This window comes from Vibrio sp. 1249-1 (assembly GCF_033340495.1).
The window spans coordinates 14,094-38,230 of the sequence record NZ_JAWOWJ010000024.1 but is presented as its reverse complement, the minus strand read 5'-3'; the positions used below and the strand labels follow the sequence as shown (position 1 = coordinate 38,230).

At 46.5% G+C, this 24,137-nt stretch carries 20 protein-coding genes; 10 read left to right on the top strand and 10 right to left on the bottom strand.

Features of this window, described 5'->3' with window-relative positions; all coding sequences use genetic code 11:
* Nucleotides 1–313: 313 nt before the first annotated feature.
* The 6 genes from fre to trxA form a co-directional block, all read right to left on the bottom strand.
* Nucleotides 314–1,027: an NAD(P)H-flavin reductase gene (gene fre, locus R7Z50_RS23065; RefSeq protein ID WP_005382872.1), complete on the bottom strand. Its 714-nt coding sequence runs from the start codon at nt 1,025–1,027 to the stop codon at nt 314–316.
* A 14-nt stretch (nt 1,028–1,041) separates the two neighbouring features.
* Nucleotides 1,042–1,311 (bottom strand): 2Fe-2S iron-sulfur cluster-binding protein, encoded by a 270-nt coding sequence (locus R7Z50_RS23060; protein WP_009696789.1) that lies wholly within the window; start codon nt 1,309–1,311, stop codon nt 1,042–1,044.
* A complete protein-coding gene (ubiD, locus tag R7Z50_RS23055) occupies nt 1,308–3,161 on the bottom strand; it encodes a 4-hydroxy-3-polyprenylbenzoate decarboxylase (RefSeq protein ID WP_318149274.1) in 1,854 nt (617 codons plus the stop codon). The genes R7Z50_RS23060 and ubiD overlap by 4 nt, the downstream gene beginning before the upstream one ends.
* Before the next feature lie 91 nt (nt 3,162–3,252).
* Nucleotides 3,253–4,245, bottom strand: coding sequence for a hypothetical protein (locus tag R7Z50_RS23050; RefSeq protein WP_005378756.1), 993 nt, complete (start codon nt 4,243–4,245; stop codon nt 3,253–3,255).
* Between the two features lie 106 nt (nt 4,246–4,351).
* Entirely contained in the window at nt 4,352–5,611 is a 1,260-nt protein-coding gene (gene rho, locus R7Z50_RS23045) for a transcription termination factor Rho (RefSeq protein ID WP_005378757.1), read from the bottom strand.
* A gap of 196 nt (nt 5,612–5,807) precedes the next feature.
* Nucleotides 5,808–6,134 (bottom strand): thioredoxin TrxA, encoded by a 327-nt coding sequence (gene trxA, locus R7Z50_RS23040; protein ID WP_004745500.1) that lies wholly within the window; start codon nt 6,132–6,134, stop codon nt 5,808–5,810.
* A gap of 111 nt (nt 6,135–6,245) precedes the next feature.
* Here trxA and rhlB point away from each other — a divergent pair, with 111 nt between their 5' ends.
* The 3 genes from rhlB to R7Z50_RS23025 all read left to right on the top strand — a co-directional run bounded on the left by rhlB (nt 6,246) and on the right by R7Z50_RS23025 (nt 10,894).
* Nucleotides 6,246–7,565 (top strand): ATP-dependent RNA helicase RhlB, encoded by a 1,320-nt coding sequence (rhlB, locus tag R7Z50_RS23035; RefSeq protein WP_005378764.1) that lies wholly within the window; start codon nt 6,246–6,248, stop codon nt 7,563–7,565.
* Nucleotides 7,566–7,584: 19 nt separating this feature from the next.
* On the top strand, nt 7,585–9,078 hold the full coding sequence (gene gppA / locus R7Z50_RS23030) for a guanosine-5'-triphosphate,3'-diphosphate diphosphatase (protein ID WP_318149273.1): 1,494 nt from the start codon (nt 7,585–7,587) through the stop codon (nt 9,076–9,078).
* A 172-nt stretch (nt 9,079–9,250) separates the two neighbouring features.
* Nucleotides 9,251–10,894 carry a sugar nucleotide-binding protein gene (locus R7Z50_RS23025; RefSeq protein WP_053306515.1) on the top strand — a complete coding sequence of 548 codons (1,644 nt, stop codon included), beginning with the start codon at nt 9,251–9,253 and terminating at the stop codon, nt 10,892–10,894.
* 223 nt (nt 10,895–11,117) lie between these two features.
* Here R7Z50_RS23025 and R7Z50_RS23020 read toward each other — a convergent pair whose 3' ends face one another.
* The 3 genes from R7Z50_RS23020 to recQ all read right to left on the bottom strand — a co-directional run bounded on the left by R7Z50_RS23020 (nt 11,118) and on the right by recQ (nt 14,177).
* Nucleotides 11,118–11,792, bottom strand: coding sequence for a 7-cyano-7-deazaguanine/7-aminomethyl-7-deazaguanine transporter (locus R7Z50_RS23020; protein ID WP_005378770.1), 675 nt, complete (start codon nt 11,790–11,792; stop codon nt 11,118–11,120).
* Nucleotides 11,793–12,026: 234 nt separating this feature from the next.
* A complete protein-coding gene (locus R7Z50_RS23015) occupies nt 12,027–12,332 on the bottom strand; it encodes a DUF3630 family protein (RefSeq protein WP_005378772.1) in 306 nt (101 codons plus the stop codon).
* 9 nt (nt 12,333–12,341) lie between these two features.
* The gene (recQ, locus tag R7Z50_RS23010) at nt 12,342–14,177 is read right to left on the bottom strand and encodes an ATP-dependent DNA helicase RecQ (protein ID WP_005451195.1); all 1,836 of its coding nucleotides are present in this window, start codon (nt 14,175–14,177) and stop codon (nt 12,342–12,344) included.
* 178 nt (nt 14,178–14,355) lie between these two features.
* Here recQ and rarD point away from each other — a divergent pair, with 178 nt between their 5' ends.
* From rarD to ggt, 4 genes are all read left to right on the top strand, one after another.
* A complete protein-coding gene (gene rarD / locus R7Z50_RS23005; protein ID WP_005378774.1) occupies nt 14,356–15,273 on the top strand; it encodes an EamA family transporter RarD in 918 nt (305 codons plus the stop codon).
* Between the two features lie 73 nt (nt 15,274–15,346).
* Complete coding sequence (locus R7Z50_RS23000; RefSeq protein ID WP_005382915.1) at nt 15,347–16,144, top strand: AraC family transcriptional regulator; 798 nt, start codon at nt 15,347–15,349, stop codon at nt 16,142–16,144.
* 91 nt (nt 16,145–16,235) lie between these two features.
* Nucleotides 16,236–16,895, top strand: coding sequence for a LysE family translocator (locus tag R7Z50_RS22995; RefSeq protein ID WP_005378776.1), 660 nt, complete (start codon nt 16,236–16,238; stop codon nt 16,893–16,895).
* Between the two features lie 111 nt (nt 16,896–17,006).
* Complete coding sequence (ggt, locus tag R7Z50_RS22990) at nt 17,007–18,773, top strand: gamma-glutamyltransferase (RefSeq protein WP_206971063.1); 1,767 nt, start codon at nt 17,007–17,009, stop codon at nt 18,771–18,773.
* 919 nt (nt 18,774–19,692) lie between these two features.
* Here ggt and uvrD read toward each other — a convergent pair.
* Complete coding sequence (uvrD, locus tag R7Z50_RS22985; protein ID WP_005378778.1) at nt 19,693–21,867, bottom strand: DNA helicase II; 2,175 nt, start codon at nt 21,865–21,867, stop codon at nt 19,693–19,695.
* Nucleotides 21,868–22,148: 281 nt separating this feature from the next.
* Between uvrD and R7Z50_RS22980 the strand changes: the two genes are divergently transcribed.
* From R7Z50_RS22980 to R7Z50_RS22970, 3 genes are all read left to right on the top strand, one after another.
* Entirely contained in the window at nt 22,149–22,409 is a 261-nt protein-coding gene (locus tag R7Z50_RS22980; RefSeq protein ID WP_005378779.1) for a DUF2282 domain-containing protein, read from the top strand.
* Between the two features lie 99 nt (nt 22,410–22,508).
* Nucleotides 22,509–23,381, top strand: a complete 873-nt coding sequence (locus tag R7Z50_RS22975; RefSeq protein WP_318149272.1) for a DUF692 domain-containing protein — start codon at nt 22,509–22,511, stop codon at nt 23,379–23,381.
* A complete protein-coding gene (locus R7Z50_RS22970) occupies nt 23,378–24,136 on the top strand; it encodes a DNA-binding domain-containing protein (protein WP_054866613.1) in 759 nt (252 codons plus the stop codon). The genes R7Z50_RS22975 and R7Z50_RS22970 overlap by 4 nt, the downstream gene beginning before the upstream one ends.
* The last annotated feature ends 1 nt before the right edge of the window (nt 24,137 follow it).

Below are 24,137 nucleotides of genomic sequence, written 5' to 3'. Positions count from 1 at the left end.
TGATAGGTCTATATTGTTAAAGAGCTTGCTTTGCGAGAAGTTTTTCTCTCAAAGCGGAGGTGCATTCTAGCGATTTAATTGACAGTGTCAAACACTTTTTCAATTTTATTTTTCGTAGAAGCTTTCACCTCTCCGACCCTGCCGAAGCCTTATCGCGTCTGCCGTGTCGGTGGATGCGCATTATAGGGAACTCAGATCCGTTCGCAACCCTTTTTTGAAAAAAAATGGAAAAAAATGACTGTTCGATGACTATTTCATCAAAAAAGCAAAAAAGAGGGTAAAAAACCCTCTTTTTCTGCCTTAAAAGCCGTATTTAAATGAATGCGTACGCGTCTGCGAACATACGTTCGCTCTTCGCTTTCTTGTTCTGAGTGAACTGTTCACGTGCTGCGCCAGCCATTTCAAAACGACCTGCAATATAGATATCGTAGTTTTCTAAGCTTTCGAAATCTTCAGCTACAGCTTGTAGCACGTTACCAACTTTACCTTGCCAGTCTGCAGGAGCTTCTTCTACTACCGGCACAAAGTGAACATTGGCAAACTTGTCGGCAATCTCGACCAGTTCGTCTTTAGCATAAAGCTGGCAGTTATCGCGCGCCCCCCAATATAAATAGATAGGATTGGTTTTATTCTGCGCTACGCAGTGATCCAGAATCGAGCGAACGTAACTGAAGCCTGTACCACCAGCAATTAATAATAATGGGCGTTCGCTTTCTTCTTGAACCCAAGCATCGCCATGTGGCGCATCAATTTCAATCTGACCATCAGTTTCAAGCGCCGCTTGCATTGCTTCGACAACTTCTTGTGCATAAGCGTTGTGTTCCGCCGCACCGATGTGCAGTTCAAGTTCACCTTCATGACGACAAGGGCTGCTTGCGATAGAGAAAGGACGTTTGTCTTTTTCACCCATCACCACCATTAGGTACTGACCCGCTTTAAAAGGCACTGGTGATTCTGGATGAAGAAGGATTTGGTAAGTATTACAAGCTAACGGCTGAATAGACTTTACTTTACATTGGATGGTCATGGTGTTCCTCTCGCTTACTCGTCAAAAGTAAGCACTAAATTACTTTCTGTATAGGCTTGGCAAGGGAAAATCCAACCTTGCTGTTGCTCTTTTTCGGTTAGCATCGGTTCGAGGTGATAGCTCACCTCGCCCGTTAGCTTTTTACACATGCACATGGCGCAAGCGCCAACTTGGCAACGGTGTGGGAAGCGAATATTGTTGTTGAGCGCAGCTTCTAACACCGTCTCCCCTTCTTTTACTTGGAATGTAACGTCCATTGGTAGAAGGTGGACTTGATGACTCATAGAATACCTAACTGGTCCCAAATCTCATCGACTTTAGCCACAAGTTTAGGATCTTTTTTGATAGGCGTACCCCACTCGCGCGTGACTTCAGATTCGAACTTGTTGGTCGCATCCAGTCCTAATTTGGATGAACTCTCAGTCTTACCAAGCACTTGAATCGTGTCTCTATCTGGGTCCATTCGAGTTGTCACCGCCCAAATGATGTCATTCCAATCTCGTGCATTAACGTCATCGTCGCACAAAATGATGAATTTGTTATCCGTGTACTGAGCAAAGAAGCCCCATAGATGTTCCATCAATTCTTGGGATTGACCAGCTTGGTCTTTCTTCATAGTCACGACAGCAAATTGGTCGTTTGCTGTAACTGGAAGATAGACGTCAACAATCTCAGGGCGTTGCTGTTTCAACTCATTTAGTTCTGCTTCGGTAATCGCTTTGCTGTCTCGCTCAGTGACCTCGGTTCGCGTCGCCAGCTCGGCATCCCATTTAATGGTCGCATCCAAGCCCATTTTGGAGCCAAGCCCAACCACTGGTGAAGCAAAGTCGAGCGAGTCGATTGGCGTGTTATCTATCATCAAGGTATCACGTACAGGATCCATATGCTCTGACATGGCTTTCACGACATCATTCCAATCTCGTGCGTTTACCGATTCATCGCACACAATAACAAACTTGGTATACATGAATTGACGTAAGAAAGACCACACGCCCATCATTACGCGCTTGGCATGTCCTGGGTACTGCTTCTTCATGGTGACGACGGCCATTCGGTACGAACAACCTTCTGGCGGTAGATAGAAGTCTTCAATCTCTGGGAATTGCTTTTGCAGAATCGGCACAAACACTTCGTTTAATGCCACACCCAATACAGCTGGTTCATCTGGCGGACGACCTGTGTAGGTGCTGTGATAAATAGGGTCTTTACGCATAGTAATGTGCGTAATAGTAAATACGTGGTGCTTTTCTTTTTCGTTATAGTAGCCAGTATGGTCACCGTAAGGACCCTCATCAGCAAACTCGTTCGGGTCGATATAACCTTCCATCACGATTTCCGCGCTCGCTGGCACTTCCAAATCGTTGCTGACTGACTTCACGACTTCCGTTTTGCTTCCACGTAGCAAACCTGCAAATGCGTATTCCGATAGCGTATCTGGCACTGGTGTTACTGCGCCAAGAATGGTTGCTGGGTCTGCACCAAACGCGACCGAAACTGGGAAAGGTTTACCTGGGTTGGTTTCCATCCAATCGCGCAGATCAAGCGCACCACCACGATGGGCTAACCAACGCATGATGATTTTGTTCTTGGCAATTTTCTGCTGACGGTAAATGCCTAGGTTCTGACGTTTCTTATTTGGACCTTTGGTTACGGTTAAGCCCCAAGTAAGCAGCGGCGCTACATCTTCTGCCCAGCAGCTCATTACCGGAATTTTATCCAAGTCGACTTCATCACCTTGCCAAACAATGCCTTGGCATGGTGCTTTACGTAAACGCTTAGCCGGCATGTTCAATACTTGTTTGAACACAGGCAGTTTTTCTAAAGCGTCTTTGAAGCCTTTTGGTGGCTCAGGTTCTTTTAAATAAGCCAGCAGCTTACCGACTTCTCTTAATTCTTTAACATCTTCACGTCCCATACCGATTGCGACACGCTCTGGTGTACCAAACAGGTTAGTCAAAACAGGTACGTCGTAGCCGATTGGGTTCTCAAACAACAGCGCAGGTCCACCAGCACGCAAGGTGCGGTCGCTGATTTCTGTCATTTCATAAGCGGGATCGACAGGGTGAGTGATGCGTTTAAGTCGACCTTTCTGTTCTAGGTGGTCGATAAATTCGCGTAAATCCTTAAAACTCATAGGCCTTCATGCTGGCTGATTAAACTGTCCGCAGTATAACAAATAGGAGGACGCTAAGATCCTCCTATTTTGTGTGGGTATGTGAGCCAGATTACTTTAATACTTGTTCAATCTGCCGAGTCTTTATCTGATGGTTCGAAGATACTAACTCTTCCAACCAGGTTTGATGCCCTTGTTGAGCAAGCTCTCGAGCAACCATGGTTGCTTCTTCTGATAACGCCATTTTTCTAACTAGAAACTGCTTTACTTGCGGAGATAGAGGGTTAGATTTTGTAAGTAGACTAATCGCTTCTGGCTTGAGTGATGGGTTAACTGTGGCATTCATCAATTGCTGAATGGAAAAAACGTCTCCAACCGCAGCTAAACGCTCAAGTTCGGACTGGCTGTTGTAATCAGCTTTCATCCGCCAGAGTAAGTTGTACACTTCCTCATCCTGACTAACTTGTGCCAACCTGACTATCACGGCCGTCGATGGTAACCAACTGGTCACATTTGCTTTGGTTAACTGGGCCGTTAATGCAGCAAGCGCATTGGGTGATAAGCTGTCTAACTCTCGAATCAAAAGCGCTTCACGTGCTTGAGCTTGTTGAGATGGCCCTGTAAGCCATTGCTTTAAGTTAAGCTCTCTTCGTTCAGCTTGTAAGACAAAGTCCAAGGTACTTTGGTCTTGTTTCCAACGCTTAATCAAGCGACTCGCAATAACGGGAAAGTTAAAAGCGGGTACACTAAATTCATACCCATCACCTCGCTCTAACACTTGATAAGTCGGGGTCATACGGATCTGGGACTCAACAAACAGAGCCATTCGAGGCGTGAGAATCACATCTTGCTTTTCAAGCTTTTCCAATAATTGAAAGCGCACCACCTCTTGTTGAGGCAAAGCAAGTCTATCAAGGGCGAATTTAAGCGAGTCGACTTCATCTCTGACAGCGTAATCAAGCAGTTCAGAGACTTTAGTCTGTATTTGAGTATCCTGAAGCCACTGTTCTACTACAGACTCATGCATTTCCTTGGCAGATAATGTCGCAGGTAGAGTGATAAGTGACAAGCTCAGGAGTAATGACGACAACATTCCTTGTTGCATGTTAACCTCCCGATAACATTTCCTTCATTCTGATACTTCTATCGGGAGAAAGCAATAAAAAAGCCACCGATATACGGTGGCTTTTCGCAGAATAACTTATCTGAGATTATTGACGACGCATCGCATCGAAGAACTCATCGTTGGTCTTCGTCATCGCTAGCTTATCGATTAGGAACTCCATTGCGTCGATTTCGCCCATTGGGTGAACGATCTTACGCAGAATCCACATCTTCTGTAGTTCGTCAGTCTTCGTCAGTAGCTCTTCTCGACGTGTACCTGAGCGGTTGAAGTCAATCGCAGGGAATACACGCTTCTCAGCAATCTTACGGTTCAAGTGCAGTTCCATGTTACCTGTACCCTTGAACTCTTCGTAGATAACTTCATCCATTTTAGAACCAGTATCTACTAGTGCCGTTGCGATGATAGTTAGGCTGCCGCCTTCTTCTACGTTACGTGCAGCACCGAAGAAACGCTTAGGACGATGTAATGCGTTTGCATCCACACCACCAGTTAGTACTTTACCTGATGAAGGCACTACGGTGTTGTAAGCACGAGCTAGACGAGTGATAGAGTCAAGCAAGATAACTACGTCTTTCTTATGTTCAACAAGACGTTTTGCTTTCTCGATCACCATTTCCGCTACTTGTACGTGACGAGATGCTGGCTCATCGAAAGTCGACGCAACCACTTCACCTTTAACTAGGCGCTGCATCTCAGTTACTTCTTCTGGACGTTCGTCGATAAGAAGAACCATCAACTCACACTCTGGGTGGTTGTACGCGATGCTTTGCGCGATGTTTTGCAGAAGCATTGTTTTACCCGCTTTAGGCGGAGCAACAATCAGACCACGTTGACCTTTACCGATTGGCGATGCCAAGTCTAAAACACGTGCTGTAATGTCTTCTGTTGAACCGTTACCACGCTCCATAACCATTCGCTCATTCGCATGTAGAGGGGTAAGGTTTTCAAATAGGATCTTGTTACGGGCGTTGTCTGGTTTATCGTCGTTAACGGTATTGACTTTTAGAAGGGCAAAGTAACGTTCACCGTCTTTTGGTGGACGAATTTTACCAGCGATAGAGTCACCAGTACGTAGGTTAAAGCGACGAATCTGACTTGGTGATACGTAGATATCGTCCGGACCCGCAAGGTATGAACTATCTGCACTGCGTAGGAAACCAAAGCCGTCTTGCAGAATTTCCAGAACCCCATCGCCAAAGATGTCTTCGCCGCCTTTCGCGTGCGCTTTTAAAATCGCGAAGATGATGTCTTGTTTTCTTAAGCGAGCTAGGTTCTCTAATCCTAAGCTTTCGCCCAGTTTTACAAGGTCAGACACAGGTCTGTTCTTCAGTTCGGTAAGGTTCATGGTGGTGGATTCTTGTTTAGTCAAAATAAGATCTGTTTTCTAGTTAAGATGGATTTGGTCTCAGGATCGACCAAGAAGAGAAATTTGTTCAATTAACGCGCGATAAGTTAGCACTAATTAGTATTCTAGTCCAGAGTTAGAAAAACAAAACCGTGCATTGTAACTTTGCACGGTTTTATCTGTAATCACTTGGTGATTATAAGTTTGCGTCTAGGAACTCTTTTAGTTGAGTTTTAGACAGAGCACCTACTTTCGTTGCCGCTACGTTACCATCTTTAAATAGTAATAGCGTTGGAATGCCGCGAATACCAAACTTAGGTGGTGTACCTGCGTTATGGTCGATGTTTAGTTTACCGATAGTGAGTTTGCCTTCGTACTCGTCTGCGATTTCGTCCAAAATAGGAGCGATCATTTTACAAGGACCACACCATTCTGCCCAAAAATCCACTAGAACCGGGCCTGCAGCGTTGATTACATCGTTTTCAAAACCGTCATCAGTTAGCTGCAAAATCTTATCACTCATCTTCCACTCCAATGTGTTTTTCGAAACTGGTTGGATGATAACCAGTAATTAGATGCCCTATTGGAATGTATTTACTTTCGTATTGCAAGCTTTAGCTGATATTCTATAGCCATGAAAAAGACGCATATCACAGAGCAAAAGTTCGCCGATTTGGGCTTAAAGCCCCAAGTTATTGAAGGATTGGACAAAAAAGGGTTCGAATTTTGTACCCCTATCCAAGCCTTGGCGTTGCCGGTCCTGCTCACCGGCCAAGACATCGCAGGCCAGGCCCAAACGGGTACTGGTAAAACGCTCGCGTTTCTTACTGCTACGTTCAACCACCTTCTGACGACTCCGGAACATGAAGGTCGTAAGCCTACACAGCCACGCGCAATTATTATGGCGCCTACACGTGAGCTCGCTATTCAGATTTACAATGATGCAGAATCATTAACTGAAAGCACAGGTCTAAAAACCGCTCTAGCTTACGGTGGTGAAAGCTACGACAAGCAACTTGCGAAACTGCAAGACGGCGTAGATATTCTGATCGGAACAACAGGCCGTATCATCGATTTCTACAAACAGCGCGTATTTAACCTCAACAACATTCAAGCTGTTGTTCTGGACGAAGCCGACCGCATGTTCGATCTTGGCTTTATTAAAGACATTCGCTTCTTGTTCCGTCGTATGCCTGAGCCAAAAGAGCGTTTGAACATGCTGTTCTCAGCAACGCTGTCTTACCGCGTTCAAGAACTGGCATTCGAACACATGAATACTCCTGAGCATGTCGTTGTCGAACCAGAACAAAAAACTGGTCACCGTATCCAGGAAGAGCTTTTCTATCCTTCGAATGAAGACAAAATGGCGCTGCTTCAAACACTAATTGAAGAAGAGTGGCCAGATCGCGCTATCATTTTTGCCAATACCAAGCATAAGTGTGAATCGGTTTGGGGACATTTGGCTGCCGATGGACACCGTGTAGGCCTTCTTACTGGCGATGTACCGCAGAAGAAGCGTGAGAAGATTCTTGAGCAATTCACCAAAGGTGATGTCGACATCTTAGTTGCAACTGACGTTGCAGCGCGTGGCCTGCATATTCCTCAGGTAACGCACGTTTTCAACTACGACCTTCCTGACGACTGTGAAGATTATGTTCACCGTATTGGCCGTACTGGTCGCGCTGGTGCGAGCGGCCATTCGATCAGTTTTGCTTGTGAAGAGTACGCGGTTAACCTACCAGCAATCGAAGAATACATTGAGCATACAATCCCAGTTTCAGAGTACGATTCGTCGGCACTGATTCAAGATCTACCGGCTCCGATTCGTATGCGTGCACCACGCAACCAACAGCGCCGCACGAATACTGGCGGTACCCGTTCTGGTTCTGGTAACCGTAAGCCGCAGGGACGTCGTCCACGCCAACCGCGTCAATCGGCACCAAAACAATCGTAATAGGAAACTGAGTTCGTTTATGAGTCAAGCAGGATCATCACCGCTATATGCCGCCATCGACCTCGGGTCGAACAGTTTTCACATGCTCGTTGTGCGTCACATCGATGGCAGCGTTCAAACAATGGCTAAAATTAAGCGCAAAGTTCGTCTAGCAGCGGGCTTAGATGAACATAATTCTCTTAGTATGGAAGCTATGCAGCGAGGATGGGACTGCTTAAGTCTATTTGCGGAACGCTTGCAGGACATTCCTAAACAAAACATTCGCATCGTCGGTACTGCAACATTACGTACCGCGACCAATGTAGATGTGTTTTTAGAAAAGGCTAACCAAATTCTAGGCCAGCCTATCGAAGTGATTACTGGTGAAGAAGAAGCTGCCACTATCTATAAAGGTGTCGCTCACACCTCTGGCGGTAGTGGTCGTCGCCTTGTAGTCGATATCGGTGGAGCAAGTACCGAACTGATTATCGGTGAAGGTTTCGAAGCCAAAGCACTGACCAGCTTAAAAATGGGCTGCGTGACTTGGCTTGAAAACTTCTTTAAAGATCGCCAATTGAATGCTCGTAACTTTGACGCGGCAATTGAAGGAGCGAAACAGACCATCCAGCCGATTTTAGAACGTTATACTGAAATTGGTTGGGATGTGTGCGTTGGTGCATCAGGCACTGTTCAGGCATTGCAAGAGATAATGCTGGCGCAAGGCATGGACGAAGTAATCACTCACTCCAAACTCAAGCGTCTACAGAAGCAAGCCATGTTGGCCGACCATTTAGAAGAGCTCGATATTGAAGGCTTAACACTTGAGCGGGCATTAGTGTTCCCTAGTGGCCTCTCTATTTTGATTGCCGTTTTTGAATTGCTTGAAATCGATGCTATGACACTCGCTGGCGGCGCACTACGCGAAGGCTTAGTGTATGAGATGGTTGAAGAGCTTCGCCAAGAAGACATTCGTGCCCGCACTATCGCTAGCGTACAAAATCGCTATCAGCTCGATCACCAATACGGCGAACAAGTCGCTACTCTGGCACACACGCTTTTACAGCAAGCTGGGGGCGATGAGTGGATTACAGAGCCTCAGGGCAAGATATTACTCGAGACCGCCGCAAAACTGCATGAAATTGGTTTAACTATCGATTTCAAAAAAGGCGGAGAGCATAGTGCTTACTTGCTGCAGAATTTGGATCTGCCTGGTTACACGCGCGCGCAGAAGTTCTTTATTGGTGAAGTGGCTCGTCGCTATCGCGAACAGCTCACTTCTTTACCTGAGCAGCATGCATTATCAGGCTCAAGTGCCAAACGAGTATTGAGACTGTTGCGTCTTGCGGTTCTACTCAGCCATCGTCGCAATCCTGATCTAGAGCCAAATGTGACTCTAAAGGTTGAAGGCGACAATCTAACGTTACACATTGATGCGCAATGGCTAGAGAAAAACCCACTGACTGCGGCTGAGTTGGAAATTGAATCCAACCGTCAGACAGACATCGGCTGGCCATTAAATATCGTAGCAAAATAAGCGAATATCACTGCCTTACAATACTAAAGCCCAGGCGTTCGCTTGGGTTTTTTTGCTTCTACTTCCCCTACAAAACGTGCTGCCCAGCAAAAATCTCAGCTTCTCCGCTCTACATCGAAAAACAGCCATGCTTTATTGATAAGCACGATTTAGCCAACCAAGATGCACCATAATGAAAACCGTTTTAATGACTGGCTTAACTGGCACCCTCGCCCCTAAAGTTGCTCATCAGTTCCACCTCCGTGGCTGGAACGTATTGGAATGGAATCACCACCAAATCCCACCAGATGATCCACAGCAAAGTGAGCAATTTTGGCAACAGCACCACATTGATGCGGTGTGCCACATGGCGATGGGGAGTGAAGCGTGGGCAGCGTGGCTTGGTGAGCACTGCAAACAGCGCAACATTCCTTATCTTTTTGTCAGTACAGCAATGGTATTTGATGCCACAAAAAATGGGCCTTATGGCATCTTTGAAGAAAGAAACACCCAAGATGAATACGGCAAATACAAAGTTCGTTGTGAAGATGCAATCTGGCAAGCAAATCCAGATGCGATGATTGCTCGAATTGGTTGGCAGCTCCATCACCAAGCAGAAGGCAATAACATGTTGGCGCATCTCGACCGCCAATATGAAGAGAACGGCGTTATTACCGCTAGTACAGTTTGGTATCCCGCGACTTCTCATATGGACGATACTGCACTCGCCTTTTTGCAGCTTATTGAGCGGAACGAAGCAGGTTTATACCATTTTGATAGCAACTTAAAGGATAAGTGGAATTTCTACGAACTCGTTTGTGCACTCAAGCAGCATTACAACAAGCCATGGCAAGTGCTGCCAAGCAATGATTATCACCATGACCAACGTCTAACAGATGAACGAATTGCCTTGCCGCCATTGAGTGAACGTTTCAACAAGCCAGAGCAAATCAAACAAGCTGGCATCATAGGAATCAACTGGGGACGCACGCACATTCCCCACTATCGAAACAATGGTGTATCGGTCACAACGTTATGCGCCAACCAAATAGAACCGCTTCAGCAAGCGTGCAGTGAGGAAGCAATCCTAAAGGCAGAAACGAACATCAGCGCACTCAAACAACTCGATGTCGTGACCATCGCGACACCTGCGCATACTCATGCAGAGATCATAAAGACGTTAGGTTCAACCAAGCTGATTTGTGAAAAGCCATTGGTGGGATTGAATTCCGACATCACTCACTGGCAGCAACCGAACTCCAACCTATTGGTTAATTACGCCTTTGCTCAGCTAGAGACCGCCAAGACGATAGAGAAATGGCTCACCTCGCAAACCCAACCTTGTGTGGTCAATCTAATCACCCAAGTTAACCTACCGGGCACCTTCACACTCAAAGAGTGGTTTCTTGAAACAGCCAGTCACCCTATTTCTTGGTTGCTGCACTGCTTCGGAGACTACTCTCAGTCAACACTGATTGAGGAAAACGGCCAACTGATCGTTGAGCTGCAATGTGGCGACCACCAGCTAAGATTTGTATTTGAATTAACCGGTGAGCCGGGCATCGAGCACATTTTAACGATTCAATCCAACCAGACCTTAACCAGTAAAGGCTACTACCGTGTCGGCGAAAAATGGCGTTTCGAGCCCATTCTCGTTAATGGCAACGCGATAAATGATGGAGAGTACAGCGAATCTGATTGCTGGCAGGACGCCAATCAACGCAGTGTCGGTTTGATGCTGGCGATGTTCAATCAAAGCATCAGTTGGGAGAACGGCCTGCAACTTGGCGCCTTCGATGCGCAAAAAGCCATTTTGATTGAGAAGATGCTCCGTTAGCCATTTCACCAACTAGCTTCCTCTACGTTCCGTAACTTCGATAAAAAGGTCTCACTCGGGACCTTTTTTATTACTCCATTTTTACCTTTGTACAGCTTAGGGAGCTTTTGGACACCCATGATCTAATTACTCCCCATGCTGTACAAAACCCTCTAACCCCAAGTAAACAGGCACAAAAAAGCCGCTTGATTTGAGCAAGCGGCTTTCGGGGTTCCCACTGATATTAAGACTGAACGCTTGTGGTCACCTTAAAGTCAGGGTTCACCGCAGTCAGCTTCTTAATTAGGTAATTCAGTAGTACGCCATACATAGGAACGAACAAACCAAGACTAATAATCAGTTTGAAGCCGTAATCCACCAGCGCGATTTCCGTCCAATGCTCTGCCATAAATGGATCTGGGCTTTGGTAGAACGCAATGGCGAAGAAAGCGATGGTATCAAGTGCATTACCGAAAAGCGTTGAACACGTTGGTGCCACCCACCATTGCTTCATTTGACGTAGGCGGTTGAACACATGCACATCCATGATCTGACCAAGTAGGTACGCCATGAAGCTAGCAATCGCGATACGAGCAACGAATAAGTTAAATTCCCCTAGGTGGCCAAAACCTTGGAATTGACCTTCGAAGAACACCACCGATAAGAAGTAAGACACTGCCAAAGCAGGCAACATCACTAAGAAGATGATCTTACGTGCCAACTGAGCACCGAAAATACGCACAGTTAAGTCAGTCGCTAAGAAGATAAATGGGAAAGTGAATGCACCCCAAGTGGTATGGAAACCGAAGATAGTAAACGGTAGCTGAACTAGGTAATTGCTAGATGCAATAATGACTAGGTGGAATAGAACCAGATAGATAAGGGCGTTGCGCTGCTGCGCAGGGGTAAAGTTACTCATGCGATACCTTTTTAGTTTGGTTTGGGGGTGAGGGAACCCAAATCGAGTCACTGAATAAAGTGGCTCTTACCAACAATGTAAAATGAAAAATAAACTGGCTTGGCTCTTTCTGAGCGAAGCGGTGGGCGATTATACATTAACCACTTTTCGCCGCAAGTCGTCTGTTTGACGCAAACGTTTAAGCATAAAAAAGGGTGTTTCATGTGAAACACCCTCTCTAGAAAAATTCTATTTTTAGAAGCCGCGCTGGAACAACCCTGCAAGATAATCCAACTCTTCCCTGCTCTCTTCAATCGCTAACGCTTCAAACCAAATCGCTTCGCTGTAATGCTCTGCTTTCATAAACAGTCGGCAACCTTCAAAGTCAATCAACCAAGAGTGAATGTCCGCATCCCACTGTTTTTCCACCACAGTAGCAGAAAGCAAGCCGACTAAACGCTCACCTAAAGCAGGAAAGCTATCAAGGTCAAAGCTCGGCGCGGTAATGATTAAGCGCCCTTCTTGTGCCATGTAATCCGCTAAGCCAAATTCCTTTTGCATCTTGGTTCCTTATCCGTGGTGAGTAATGTGTTCTTGAATCAAATCGAGGAATGGATCGGCGTACTTCTCTAGTTTGCGCTGACCAACACCGCTGACTGCAAGCATTTCGCCGTAAGACGTTGGCAGAATTTCCGCCATATCAATCAAAGTTGCGTCACTGAAGACCACGTATGGTGGCAAACCATCTTCATCAGCAATCGACTTACGCAGCTTACGTAACTTAGCAAACAGCTTTTTGTCGTAGTTCTTGCTGGTCAGTTTATCTGATTTAGCCGCACGTGCTGCGGTGTCTAAACGTGGAACCGCTAACTCTAGGGTCACATCGCCACGCAAAAGCGGACGTGCCTCTTCGGTTAATTGCAGCGTTGAGTTACGCGTGATGTTTTGAAACAACAGCCCTTTGTGGATTAACTGACGGAAGATACTCACCCAGTAATCGTGGCTGTGGTCGCGCCCTATCGCGTAGGTAGAAATCTTATCGTGGCCGTTTTCACGTACACGAATGTTTTGCATGCCACGTAGCACTTCCACCACGTAGCCCATACCAAAGCTCTGATTCACTCGGTACACACAAGACAACGCCTTACGCGCTTCTTCCGTGGCATCAAAGTGTTTCGGTGGATCTAAGCAAATATCACAGTTGCCACATGGCTTCTCACGATACTCACCAAAGTAATTTAATAGCACCTGACGACGACAAGTTTGCGCCTCAGCAAAGGCACTCATCGCATTCAGTTTGTGGGTTTCCACCTGCTTCTGTGGACCATCGTCTTTCTCATCCAACATACGACGCAGCCAACTGATGTCCGCTGGGTCATACAACATCATCGCTTCGGCAGGTAGACCATCACGCCCTGCACGACCCGTTTCCTGATAGTAAGACTCGATGTTGCGCGGGATATCAAAGTGAACCACAAAACGCACGTTTGGTTTGTTGATGCCCATACCGAATGCCACGGTCGCAACTACAATTTGGATGTCATCACGTTGGAAAGCTTCTTGAACGTAAGCGCGCTCATCAGCGTCCATACCGGCGTGATAACCAGCAGCACGAATGTGGTTGTTGCACAGCTTCTCGGTCACCATCTCAACTTTCTTACGGCTACCACAATAGATGATGCCGCAGTTACCCTTTTGGGTTTCAAGATAACGAACGATTTGCGAAACCGGCTTGTGCTTCTCAACTAAGTTGTAGCGAATGTTGGGACGGTCGAAGCTGCCTAGGTAAACCTCTGGATTATTCAGTTGCAGGCGTTCAAGAATATCTCGGCGCGTTGCGTCATCTGCGGTCGCCGTCAGCGCCATAAATGGCACATGGGAAAACTGCTGCTTAAGCTGACCAAGCGCGGCATATTCTGGACGGAAGTCGTGTCCCCACTGGGAAATACAGTGCGCTTCATCGACGGCAATCATCGATAGCGGCAAGTTTTCCAAGCGCTCAATGAAATCACGCATCAATACGCGTTCTGGCGAGACGTACACCAACTTAAGATGACCAGTGTGCATGCGGTTATACACGCTGAGCAGTTCTTCACGAGGCATGGTCGAGTTAATGCATTCAGCCGCTACACCGTTGGCTTTAAGCTGGTCCACTTGGTCTTTCATCAGCGAAATAAGCGGAGAAATCACCAAAGTAATACCAGAGCGAACCAAAGCAGGGATTTGATAACACAGCGACTTACCGCCACCAGTAGGCAGGATAACTAAGCTGTCGCGACCTTCTACCGCAGCATCAATCACCAACTGCTGACCATCACGGAACTCTTGGTAACCAAACACATCCTCCAACACACGTTGAGGCGTTACAGGCGAATCAGATTGTTCGGCTAACAAGGTCGAGGTCATGAAAAGTCTCAGATTGGGTCTTAAAAAAGAGGTGCTTATGCATACCACTGGCACACAAAGTGAGGGCACATTGTAATGGGGTTTCATGGTGAATAAAACCGCAAATTGTTAGGTGTTTCGCATCACGACTCGTATACTGATTTTCTGCTCTATAAAACACACAATTAGGTGACACTTCATGACACCAGAAGACGAACAACAACGCGCGCGGCAAGGCATCTTGCTAGCGATTGGCGCGTATACCATGTGGGGCATTGCGCCGATGTACTTTAAGTCCATCGCACAAGTATCTCCTTTGGAAATTCTAAGCCACCGAGTGATATGGTCTTTCTTTTTGCTTGCTGCACTCCTCCATTTTGGCCGTCACTGGCGCTCGGCTTACCACATCGCGAAAGACAAAACGAAAATCGCTTACCTGATCGCAAGTTCCATGTTAATTGGCGGCAATTGGTTGATTTTCATTTGGGCGGTAAACTCGAATCATATGCTCGACGCCAGCTTAGGTTATTACATTAACCCACTGATCAACGTCTTACTCGGGATGGTATTTTTGGGAGAGAGACTGCGTAAATTACAGTGGTTCGCGGTTGTATTGGCAGGTTGTGGCGTACTCGTTCAACTGATTGTATTTGGCTCCGTACCTGTTGTTGCGATGGCGTTAGCAATGAGCTTCGGCTTTTATGGCTTATTAAGAAAGAAAGTCAGTGTCGATGCAAAAACTGGCTTGTTTATCGAGACATTACTTCTACTGCCAGTGGCCGCTGTTTATTTGCTTTTTATTGCCGATACACCAACCTCAAATATGCTTACGAATCCACTTACGTTAAATAGTTTGTTGATCGCGGCTGGGGTTATAACAACCCTACCACTGCTGTGCTTTACGGGTGCAGCAACAAGACTCAAATTATCGACTTTGGGCTTTTTCCAATATATAGGCCCAAGCTTAATGTTTTTACTTGCAGTATTGATGTATGGCGAACCCTTTACCATGGATAAAGCGATCACTTTCGTCTTTATTTGGGGAGCACTAGTCGTGTTTAGCTTTGATGGATTACGTAATAACCGTCGCTCACGCCGAATCGTTCAGCCACAGTGATCGTTTTTTACAAGACAAGTTAGAAATTGCCAGATAAGCTTGGTCATAATGTGACCAAGCTTTTTTTTGTTTAATGGAACATATTCAGTACTACGCAACCGACCATGACAACTTGAGTCTAATAGAGGCGAAATACCAGAAATTTGCTTTTCAAAGGCATTACCATCTGGATTTTCATCTCGGCCTGATCACGCATGGCGCGCAGAAGTTCCAATACCAAGGTAACAGCCACCAAGTTGGTCACGGGCAAATTGTGATTATGCCGCCGGATGAGCTGCACGACGGGCAATCTAAGCTCGAAAGTGGCTACGAAGTAAATGTGTTTGCGATCGAGCCTCACCTATTGAGCGATCTGGCTGATCTTAAGCAAAACGGTCAAATAATACACTTCAACGAGCTGATCATCTCGGATCCACAGATATTTTCACAACTTAGTAACTTACACGGGCTACTTCGTCGTGAAAACCTCAGCCAACTCACCAAAGATTGCCTTCCTTTTGAAGGATTTAACCAGCTTTTTGATCGCTACGGATCGCTTGAGCGACAAAAAGTGGTGCCGCTAGGAAACCAATCGCTTGGGACGTTAAAAGATTATCTAATGGCTAACCTTGACCAAGCGGTGCGTTTGGATTCACTTTCAGAGCTGTGCCAACTGAGCCCAACTCAGTTCCAGCGCCACTTTAAAGCGCAAACCGGCATGACGCCTTATGCGTGGTTCGCACGCCTGCGCCTTGAACAAGGCATGAAGTTACTGCAAGCTGGTCAATGTGGTACCGACGTCGCCCACCAGATCGGTTTCTACGATCAAGCGCATTTCAGCAAAGCGTTTAAACAGACCTACGGCGTTTCCCCTTCTCAAGTGGCTCGTTAATTTCATTTACCGAGAAAGCTGTCAGTTTTTTACAAGCGCCACAGGTGACTTACCACGACAATAGCCGCATTGGTTAAATTTGAGATGTGTTATGAATGAATCCACCATATTGCTGACACTCGCCAGCATTCACTTTATTGCCCTAATGAGTCCAGGTCCGGACTTTGCGCTGGTCGTACAAAATGCGACGCGTCATGGTCGTCAAACTGGCTTGTACATTGCGTTGGGATTGTCCGTCGGTATTTTGCTGCACTCTTTGTTCAGCCTGACAGGTGTGAGTTTTGTCGTCCACCAGCACCCAGTGCTGTATTCCGTGGTACAACTGCTCGGTGGTAGTTACCTGCTCTACTTAGGAATTGGCGCATTGCGTGCCGTGATCTCGATGATCCAAAACCCACTGACGGATCAACCTAAGAAGCAAAATAACCTAGTGATCAGCAATAAGCGTCAAGCGTTTGCTAAAGGGTTTGCGACCAACATTCTTAACCCAAAAGCCCTGGTGTTCTTTGTCAGTTTGATGTCGAGTTTAGTCCCAGCAGGTATGTCGATTACTGGCAAAGGTATTGCACTGGTCATCCTGTTTGGCTTGTCGCTATTCTGGTTCTCTAGCCTTGCATGGATGCTGTCGACACAGCGCTTACAGCGTAAATTGCAACAAGCGGGTATCTACATCGACGGTCTATGCGGCGTGGTATTTACTCTAGTGGGCGGCAGTATTCTATACCAAACTATCAATACTTTTATCGGATAAAGTACTGATTTAAAAGCGTAGCACAATCGACATTTCTAAGATTGCTGACTCGACGTGACTCTCCATAACTGCCAAGCTCAAAGCACAAAACTGGCAACATGGAGAGTCATCATGCATTGGACGTTCAACCGACTCGTGACCACGGGTCTTTTTCTTACTTCCCCACTAATCTTATCTACCTCAGTCTTTGCTAACCAAGCAGCAGATGCGGTTGCGCCGGAGCACAGTACTGGCTTCGAGCAAAAGCAATTGATCAAAGCGAAAGATTATATGGTTACCGCTGCTAACCCAATTGCAACCCAAGCTGGTGCGGATGTTATTGCCCAAGGTGGTAATGCTATTGATGCTATGGTTGCCGTGCAGCTGATGCTGGGCTTGGTAGAACCGCAATCATCAGGCATTGGTGGTGGCGCCTTCTTAGTGTATTGGGACAGTGAGAAACAAAAACTGACTACGTATGATGGACGCGAAACCGCACCGCTCGCCGCAACGCCGAAACTCTTCCTAGATGACAAAGGACAACCACTGCAATTTTACGATGCGGTTGTCGGTGGGCGTTCCGTTGCCACTCCTGGTACAGTGAAACTGCTGTGGGACACGCACCAGAAATACGGCAAGTTGGAATGGAAGAAGATAATCCAACCCGTGATTACCTTGGCTGAGCAAGGTTTCGAAGTCAGTCCTCGCCTCGCGAGTCTGATTGAGAAAGATGCTAAGCGCCTATCACGCTTCCCTGCGACTAAGGCTTACTTCTTCAATCCAGACGGCTCACCAAAAGCCGAAGGCACGTTGTTGAAGAACCCTGAATACGCGCAAACTCTGACGGCAATTGCAGAGCAAGGGGCAAAAGCTTTCTATCAAGGCGATATCGCCACAGACATCATCAAGACCGTACAAAATGCACCGGGCAATCCTGGCGTATTGGCACAACCTGACTTTGATGCGTTCCAAATCAAGCAACGTGAACCGGTTTGTGCGGCTTACCAAAGCTATGACATCTGCGGCATGGGACCACCTAGCTCTGGCGCATTGACGGTTGGACAGATTCTCGCGATCACCGAGCAATACGATCTTAAAGGTTGGGGAGCCGAAAGCGCGAAATCATGGCAAGTGATCGCCGATGCATCGCGCCTTGCGTTCGCGGATCGTGTTAAATACATGGCTGACCAAGATTATGTGCCAATGCCAACCGAAGGCTTGCTTGATAAAGATTATCTCAAACAACGTGCTGAGCTCATTCAAGTCGGTAAAGCCTTGAGTAAGGCTGAAGCCGGTAATCCTCCTTGGTCGCACGCCATGAACTTAAGCATGGACCAATCGATCGAGCTGCCTTCCACTAGCCATTTCAATATCGTCGATAAGCAAGGCAATGTGGTTTCAATGACAACAACCATCGAGAACGCCTTTGGCTCACGCTTGATGGTACGCGGCTTCTTGCTCAATAACGAACTGACCGATTTCTCTTTCCGCACGCATCAAGATGGTGTGCCAATCGCAAACCGATTAGAACCGGGCAAACGCCCACGTTCATCTATGGCACCAACCATTATGATGAAGGATGACAAGCCTTACATGGCAATTGGCTCACCGGGTGGCAGCCGCATTATTGGTTACGTCGCACAAGCCATTATCGCCCACACGCAATGGGATATGGACATCCAAAGCGCGATTAATCAGCCACGATTGCTGAACCGTTTTGGCACCTTAGATATTGAGCAAGGTACCGCCGCAGAGGGCTTACAGCCTGCTCTGGAGAAGATGGGCTTTAAAACCGATGTTCGGGATTTGAACTCTGGTCTGCATGCGATACGCATAACAAAAGACGGTCTTGAAGGCGCTGCGGATCCAAGACGTGAAGGTGCCGCTATCGGGCAGTAAGAGCCTTTCGCTCGACCCCTTGTGCGAGATCTCTCACAAAGGGTTGAGCAAACCTCTCTTTTTTAATGGTAAAACCGTACAACAAAGAGCATAAGTCATTGAATTTAATATTTATGTATCTTTTTTGAACGCTAAGAGAGTGAAAAAATGTGAGATTAGCCCGTTGTTGGAAATCGTTAAACACGTAATATTAAACCTGTCGGAAGGATGCTGACACGGAACAGGAAACACCACGGATTTGGTGAACTTCAGGAAGAAGAAACGGTTATTCAGGATGAATAGTCGGGCATGGATTGCAAAATTGGACATTGAACGGAATCAATAGTGACTAGGATGGTTGCTACTAAGGACGGGAAATGGACACCTCTGGACGAGGCAAGGATTTGAACATCAGGATGATGTCAGGGACACCGCTCAGGGAACAAGTGATGAGAGCTAACGAGGATGGTTAGCAGACCAGGATAAGGTCATTAAGGACACCGCTAGGAAGGCGACGTAAGGATTAAGCTGATGGATTCAGCACACTATCATGGATTAGATGCATGGAGCACTCTTAGTAGCTGGATTGCTGCGAGTAAGACTATAACCCCGATGGGCGCAAGCCCTCGGGGTTTTTCTTTGCCTAAAGTTTTTCTCATCTGCACCGTTAAATCGCGCTTTCGAATTCCATTTTTTTACTGCTTTATCGACGCCAAAACCGCACAAACAAAATGAGCCGCCGAAGCAGCTCTTAAGTTGATGATACCAATCACAGTAAATAAGTGATCAGAAATAGCGTAGGGAAAATGCTTGAGAACAAGGCGCAATTTTTCGATAAGTAGTTATTCTACAATCAAAAATTGCAACGCAGTTATCGAGTATTTTAACAAGCTAGAATGACCAGTTATTTACTACGATTGGTATGAGTTTTGGTCAAACCTTACAGTTTCTCTAGTCGTGCGTAAGCAGTTACCAACCATTTGATGCCTTCACCGTTAAAGGCAATCTGTACACGGCTCTGTGGACCACTGCCTTCGAAGTTGATGATGGTGCCTTCACCAAACTTTGGATGCATCACACGAGAACCTAGCGTAAAGCCGGTTTCATTAAAGCTCTCTTTCACAACAGTTTGGCTAAATCGACCACTGCTTGAAGGACGGCTAACTTGCGCCTTCATTCGTACTTCATCTAAACAAGTTTCTGGCAGTTCACGGATAAAGCGAGACGGTTTATGGTATTTATCCTGACCGTACAAACGACGCATTTCAGCATAAGTGATGTACAGTTTCTGCATTGCACGGGTCATGCCTACGTAACACAGACGGCGTTCTTCTTCTAAGCGCCCTGCTTCTTCTGCCGACATTTGGCTTGGGAACATGCCTTCTTCCACACCGACCATAAACACCAATGGGAACTCTAGACCTTTCGCACTGTGTAATGTCATGAGCTGAACCGCATCTTCAAATTCGTCCGCTTGTCCTTCGCCCGCTTCTAGTGCTGCGTGGGTTAGGAATGCCGTCAGCAGTGACATGTCTTCGGCTTCTTCTGGTTTCTCGAATTGGCGAGTTGCGGTCACCAATTCCTCCAAGTTCTCAATACGTGCCTTAGACTTTTCACCCTTCTCTTGCTCGTACATCGCGAACAAGCCCGAGTATTTAATTACATGGTCAGTTTGGTGATGCAGCGGCATCTCTAAGGTGTCGTCTTCTAGCGCGGTGACAAGCTCGATAAAACGGCTCAGAGCACCAGCAGCGCGACCAGCAAGCACCTTCTCGTCCAACATTGCCACACTCGCTTCCCACATGGTGCAACCACGATCACGAGCCGCAAAGCGGATGGTTTCAAGCGTCTTATCGCCCAAACCACGCGTTGGCGTATTCACCACACGTTCAAACGCCGCATCATCGTTACGGTTGGCAATCAGACGCATGTAGCTCAAGGCATCTTTGATTTCCTGACGTTCGAAGAATCGCATGCCGCCGTAGATACGGTAAGGCAGACCGGCTTGAATTAACGCTTCTTCCAGAACACGCGACTGGGCGTTGTTACGGTAAAGCATCGCAGCGTCATTCAGAGCACCGCCCTTGTCTTGCCACTCTTTGATTTTGTTCACCGCAAAACGGGCTTCATCTAATTCGTTGTAAGCGCTGTAAACCGAGATAGGCTCACCGACCACGCCATCCGTCCACAACTCTTTACCCATACGCTCGGTGTTATTCGCAATCAGGGTGTTAGATGCTTCCAGAATGGTCTTGGTTGAACGGTAGTTTTGCTCAAGACGAATGGTATTTACGCTTGGGAATTCGAGCGTAAACTTCTCAATATTCTCGACTTTTGCACCACGCCAACCATAAATCGACTGGTCGTCATCACCTACGATCATCACGTGACACTCAGGACCCGCCATCATACGTAGCCAAGCATATTGAATGTTGTTGGTATCTTGGAACTCGTCCACCAAGATATGCTTAAAGCGTGCTTGGTAGTGTTCACGGACGAACTTGTTATCACGCAGTAGCTCATGTGCGCGCAGCAAGATTTCCGCAAAATCGACTAAACCAGCACGATCACACGCTTCTTGGTAAGCGGTGTACAACTGTAGATATGTCTTGGTTACTGGATCATGGTACGCATCAATGTGCGACGGGCGCAGACCTTCGTCTTTCTTACCGTTAATCCACCATGCCACTTGGCGTGCCGGCCACTGCTTCTCATCGAGGTTTTGCGCTTTAATCAAACGCTTTAGTAGACGCTGTTGGTCGTCACTGTCAATGATTTGGAAATCTTCCGGTAGCTTCGCATCAAGATAGTGTGCACGCAGAATACGGTGACAAATGCCGTGGAAAGTACCATTCCACATACCGCCTGCACTGCCCATCATTAGCTCTTCGATACGTCCACGCATCTCTGCCGCCGCCTTATTGGTAAAGGTTACCGACATAATTGAAAACGGAGAAGCTTGCTCGACCGACATCAGCCAAGCGATACGGTGAACAAGAACGCGTGTCTTACCACTTCCTGCGCCAGCAAGAACGAGCAAGTTTTCTAGAGGTGCTGCAACGGCTTCACGTTGTTTATCGTTCAAACCGTCGAGTAATAGAGATGGATCCATCATGATGAGAGCTACTGGTTATTTATACATAAAAACCGATTATAACCTAAACAACCGGGTGCTGTTTAGACAAAACTTGATAAAAAAATCGATGTTTTTTTGCCCAACACATCAATTAGTTATACCTATTTGACCCTACAAACCTATTTACTTCAGAAATTTTTCTGAAAGTTTTTTAGCCAGTTTCCTATCTTTTAAGTTAAGCAAGTTGATAACAAAAACGCCAAAACAGGCGATTCATCTTGCCAACTTAAAGTAAAGGAAATCATTCAGAGGAATTTATTATGAAAAAGTCGAATCTAGCTGTTACTGCTGCTGTTACTGGTCTTCTAGCTCTTGGTGGCACAATGCTAACTGCAGCTCCAGCTGTCGCTGCTGAAAAAGAAAAGTGCTATGGCGTTTCTAAAGCAGGTAAAAACGACTGTGCAACAAAAAGCAGCTCATGCGCTGGTACTTCTAAAGAAGATAACCAAAAAGACGCATTCGTAGTCGTACCAAAAGGTCTTTGTGACAAACTCGCTGGCGGTAGCACTTCTTCTTCATAATCTTTTATCGCTAGCTATTGTGAGGATGCGTTGACGCTCAACCAACGCAAAGCCAAGACGCATCCTTCTCTTCCCGCACGATTTGAAAAGGAGTTTCACGTGAAACACCACACCTTCCACGACCTTGTTGGAGTTGGATTAAGAACCCCTCACCTCGATTACTTTAGCCAAAACCAACCCGAGTTGTCTTGGTTAGAAATCCACAGTGAAAACTATTTCCAACCCAATGCAACAGAGCGCCATCAGCTACAAACGCTTCGCGAGCAATATCAAATTAGCTGCCACGGTATTGGTTTGTCGCTGGGCTCGGTAGAACGTGTTAGTCAAAAGCATCTTGCGCAACTTAAATCACTGATTGACTCAATCGACCCAATTCTTGTTTCTGACCATTCAAGTTGGAGTGAAAACGGCGGTCACTACTTTAATGACCTGCTTCCACTTCCGTATACGGAAGAAGCGCTCAACGTGTTCACTCGTAACGTGAATGAAGTGCAGGAATATTTGCAACGCGAGATCTTGATAGAGAACCCATCTAGTTATGTGAAGTTTCAACATTCGACCATCAGCGAATGGGAGTTTCTTACCGAAGTGCAAAAGCGCACTGACTGTCGTTTATTGCTCGATTTAAACAATGTTTATGTTTCGGCGTTCAACCACGGTTTTGATTGCGACACATACCTAGATGCGATTCCAGCCGACAAAGTGGATGAGATTCACTTGGCAGGTTTTACCATTAAACAACTCGACAAAGGTGAGATATGGATTGATACCCATAGCCGCCCAGTTAGCGATGAAGTTTGGCAGTTGTTTTCACAGTGGACAAAAAAACACGGTCCACGTCATACGTTGATTGAATGGGATTTGGATATCCCCGCGCCAGAAGTCTTATTAGGAGAAGCACAGAAAGCATCGCAACTACTGTTGCAAGGCACACTTCCAAGTGAACAAAGCGAACCAAGGAAGGCATCATGAATCTAGCCACCTTACAAAGCCAGTTTGCTAAAGCCCTACACTATCAAGCACTCGGCGAAGATTGCGATATTGCCAGTGATACGTTTACCGCTGATGAACGCATGCAGATTTACCGCAATAACTTTATCGTCAGCTTAAGCGAGGTATTATCCGCGACCTACCCGATGGTTGAAGCGCTGCTTGGTGAAGAATGCTTTGAACAGATAGCTCGCCAGCATGTTCTTTCTTACCCATTAGAAGAAGGAAATGTGGTGCATTATGGCGAAGGCTTTCAAGACACCATCATGCAGTTCAGTCAGGTGATCGCACAAGCACCTTACAGCCCTGAAGTCGCACGCTTCGAGTGGCATATCGACCTAGCTCGTCAAGCACAGTATGAGCAATCCAATGCAGCGGAATTAAAACCGCTTGCGTTACTTGGCGAAGTGAGTGAAGAGCAACAACCCACTTTAATCTTACACCTTAAAAAGGGCTGCCGCAGCTTTGACTCCAACTACGCAGTATTCGATCTATTTAGCGCGATTCAAACTGGGCAATTCGAACAACTTAATATCAACCAATTACAGCAAGGTGTCATCTCGATTCAAGCCAATGGAGAAGCCTTGTGTCACGCACTCGATGCTGATGTGTTCCAACTGCTGCAATGTTTAGAGCAGAAGCAGAGTTTGAGCGAAATACCTGAAGTTTTACTCGCTCATCTCAATCGCATCATGGCACTCGATATTGTTGACGGCTTTACATTGCAATCAATCTAAG

Coding starts and splice junctions, on each gene's coding strand:
- rho (WP_005378757.1), bottom strand. CDS start 5,611: ATGAACCTTACCGAACTGAAGAACAGACCTGTGTCTGACCTTGTAAAA.
- ubiD (WP_318149274.1), bottom strand. CDS start 3,161: ATGAGTTTTAAGGATTTACGCGAATTTATCGACCACCTAGAACAGAAA.
- recQ (WP_005451195.1), bottom strand. CDS start 14,177: ATGACCTCGACCTTGTTAGCCGAACAATCTGATTCGCCTGTAACGCCT.
- trxA (WP_004745500.1), bottom strand. CDS start 6,134: ATGAGTGATAAGATTTTGCAGCTAACTGATGACGGTTTTGAAAACGAT.
- rhlB (WP_005378764.1), top strand. CDS start 6,246: ATGAAAAAGACGCATATCACAGAGCAAAAGTTCGCCGATTTGGGCTTA.
- gppA (WP_318149273.1), top strand. CDS start 7,585: ATGAGTCAAGCAGGATCATCACCGCTATATGCCGCCATCGACCTCGGG.
- R7Z50_RS22995 (WP_005378776.1), top strand. CDS start 16,236: ATGAATGAATCCACCATATTGCTGACACTCGCCAGCATTCACTTTATT.
- R7Z50_RS23050 (WP_005378756.1), bottom strand. CDS start 4,245: ATGCAACAAGGAATGTTGTCGTCATTACTCCTGAGCTTGTCACTTATC.
- fre (WP_005382872.1), bottom strand. CDS start 1,027: ATGACCATCCAATGTAAAGTAAAGTCTATTCAGCCGTTAGCTTGTAAT.
- R7Z50_RS23020 (WP_005378770.1), bottom strand. CDS start 11,792: ATGAGTAACTTTACCCCTGCGCAGCAGCGCAACGCCCTTATCTATCTG.
- uvrD (WP_005378778.1), bottom strand. CDS start 21,867: ATGATGGATCCATCTCTATTACTCGACGGTTTGAACGATAAACAACGT.
- R7Z50_RS23060 (WP_009696789.1), bottom strand. CDS start 1,311: ATGAGTCATCAAGTCCACCTTCTACCAATGGACGTTACATTCCAAGTA.
- R7Z50_RS22970 (WP_054866613.1), top strand. CDS start 23,378: ATGAATCTAGCCACCTTACAAAGCCAGTTTGCTAAAGCCCTACACTAT.
- R7Z50_RS22980 (WP_005378779.1), top strand. CDS start 22,149: ATGAAAAAGTCGAATCTAGCTGTTACTGCTGCTGTTACTGGTCTTCTA.
- R7Z50_RS23000 (WP_005382915.1), top strand. CDS start 15,347: ATGGAACATATTCAGTACTACGCAACCGACCATGACAACTTGAGTCTA.
- rarD (WP_005378774.1), top strand. CDS start 14,356: ATGACACCAGAAGACGAACAACAACGCGCGCGGCAAGGCATCTTGCTA.
- R7Z50_RS23025 (WP_053306515.1), top strand. CDS start 9,251: ATGAAAACCGTTTTAATGACTGGCTTAACTGGCACCCTCGCCCCTAAA.
- R7Z50_RS23015 (WP_005378772.1), bottom strand. CDS start 12,332: ATGCAAAAGGAATTTGGCTTAGCGGATTACATGGCACAAGAAGGGCGC.
- ggt (WP_206971063.1), top strand. CDS start 17,007: ATGCATTGGACGTTCAACCGACTCGTGACCACGGGTCTTTTTCTTACT.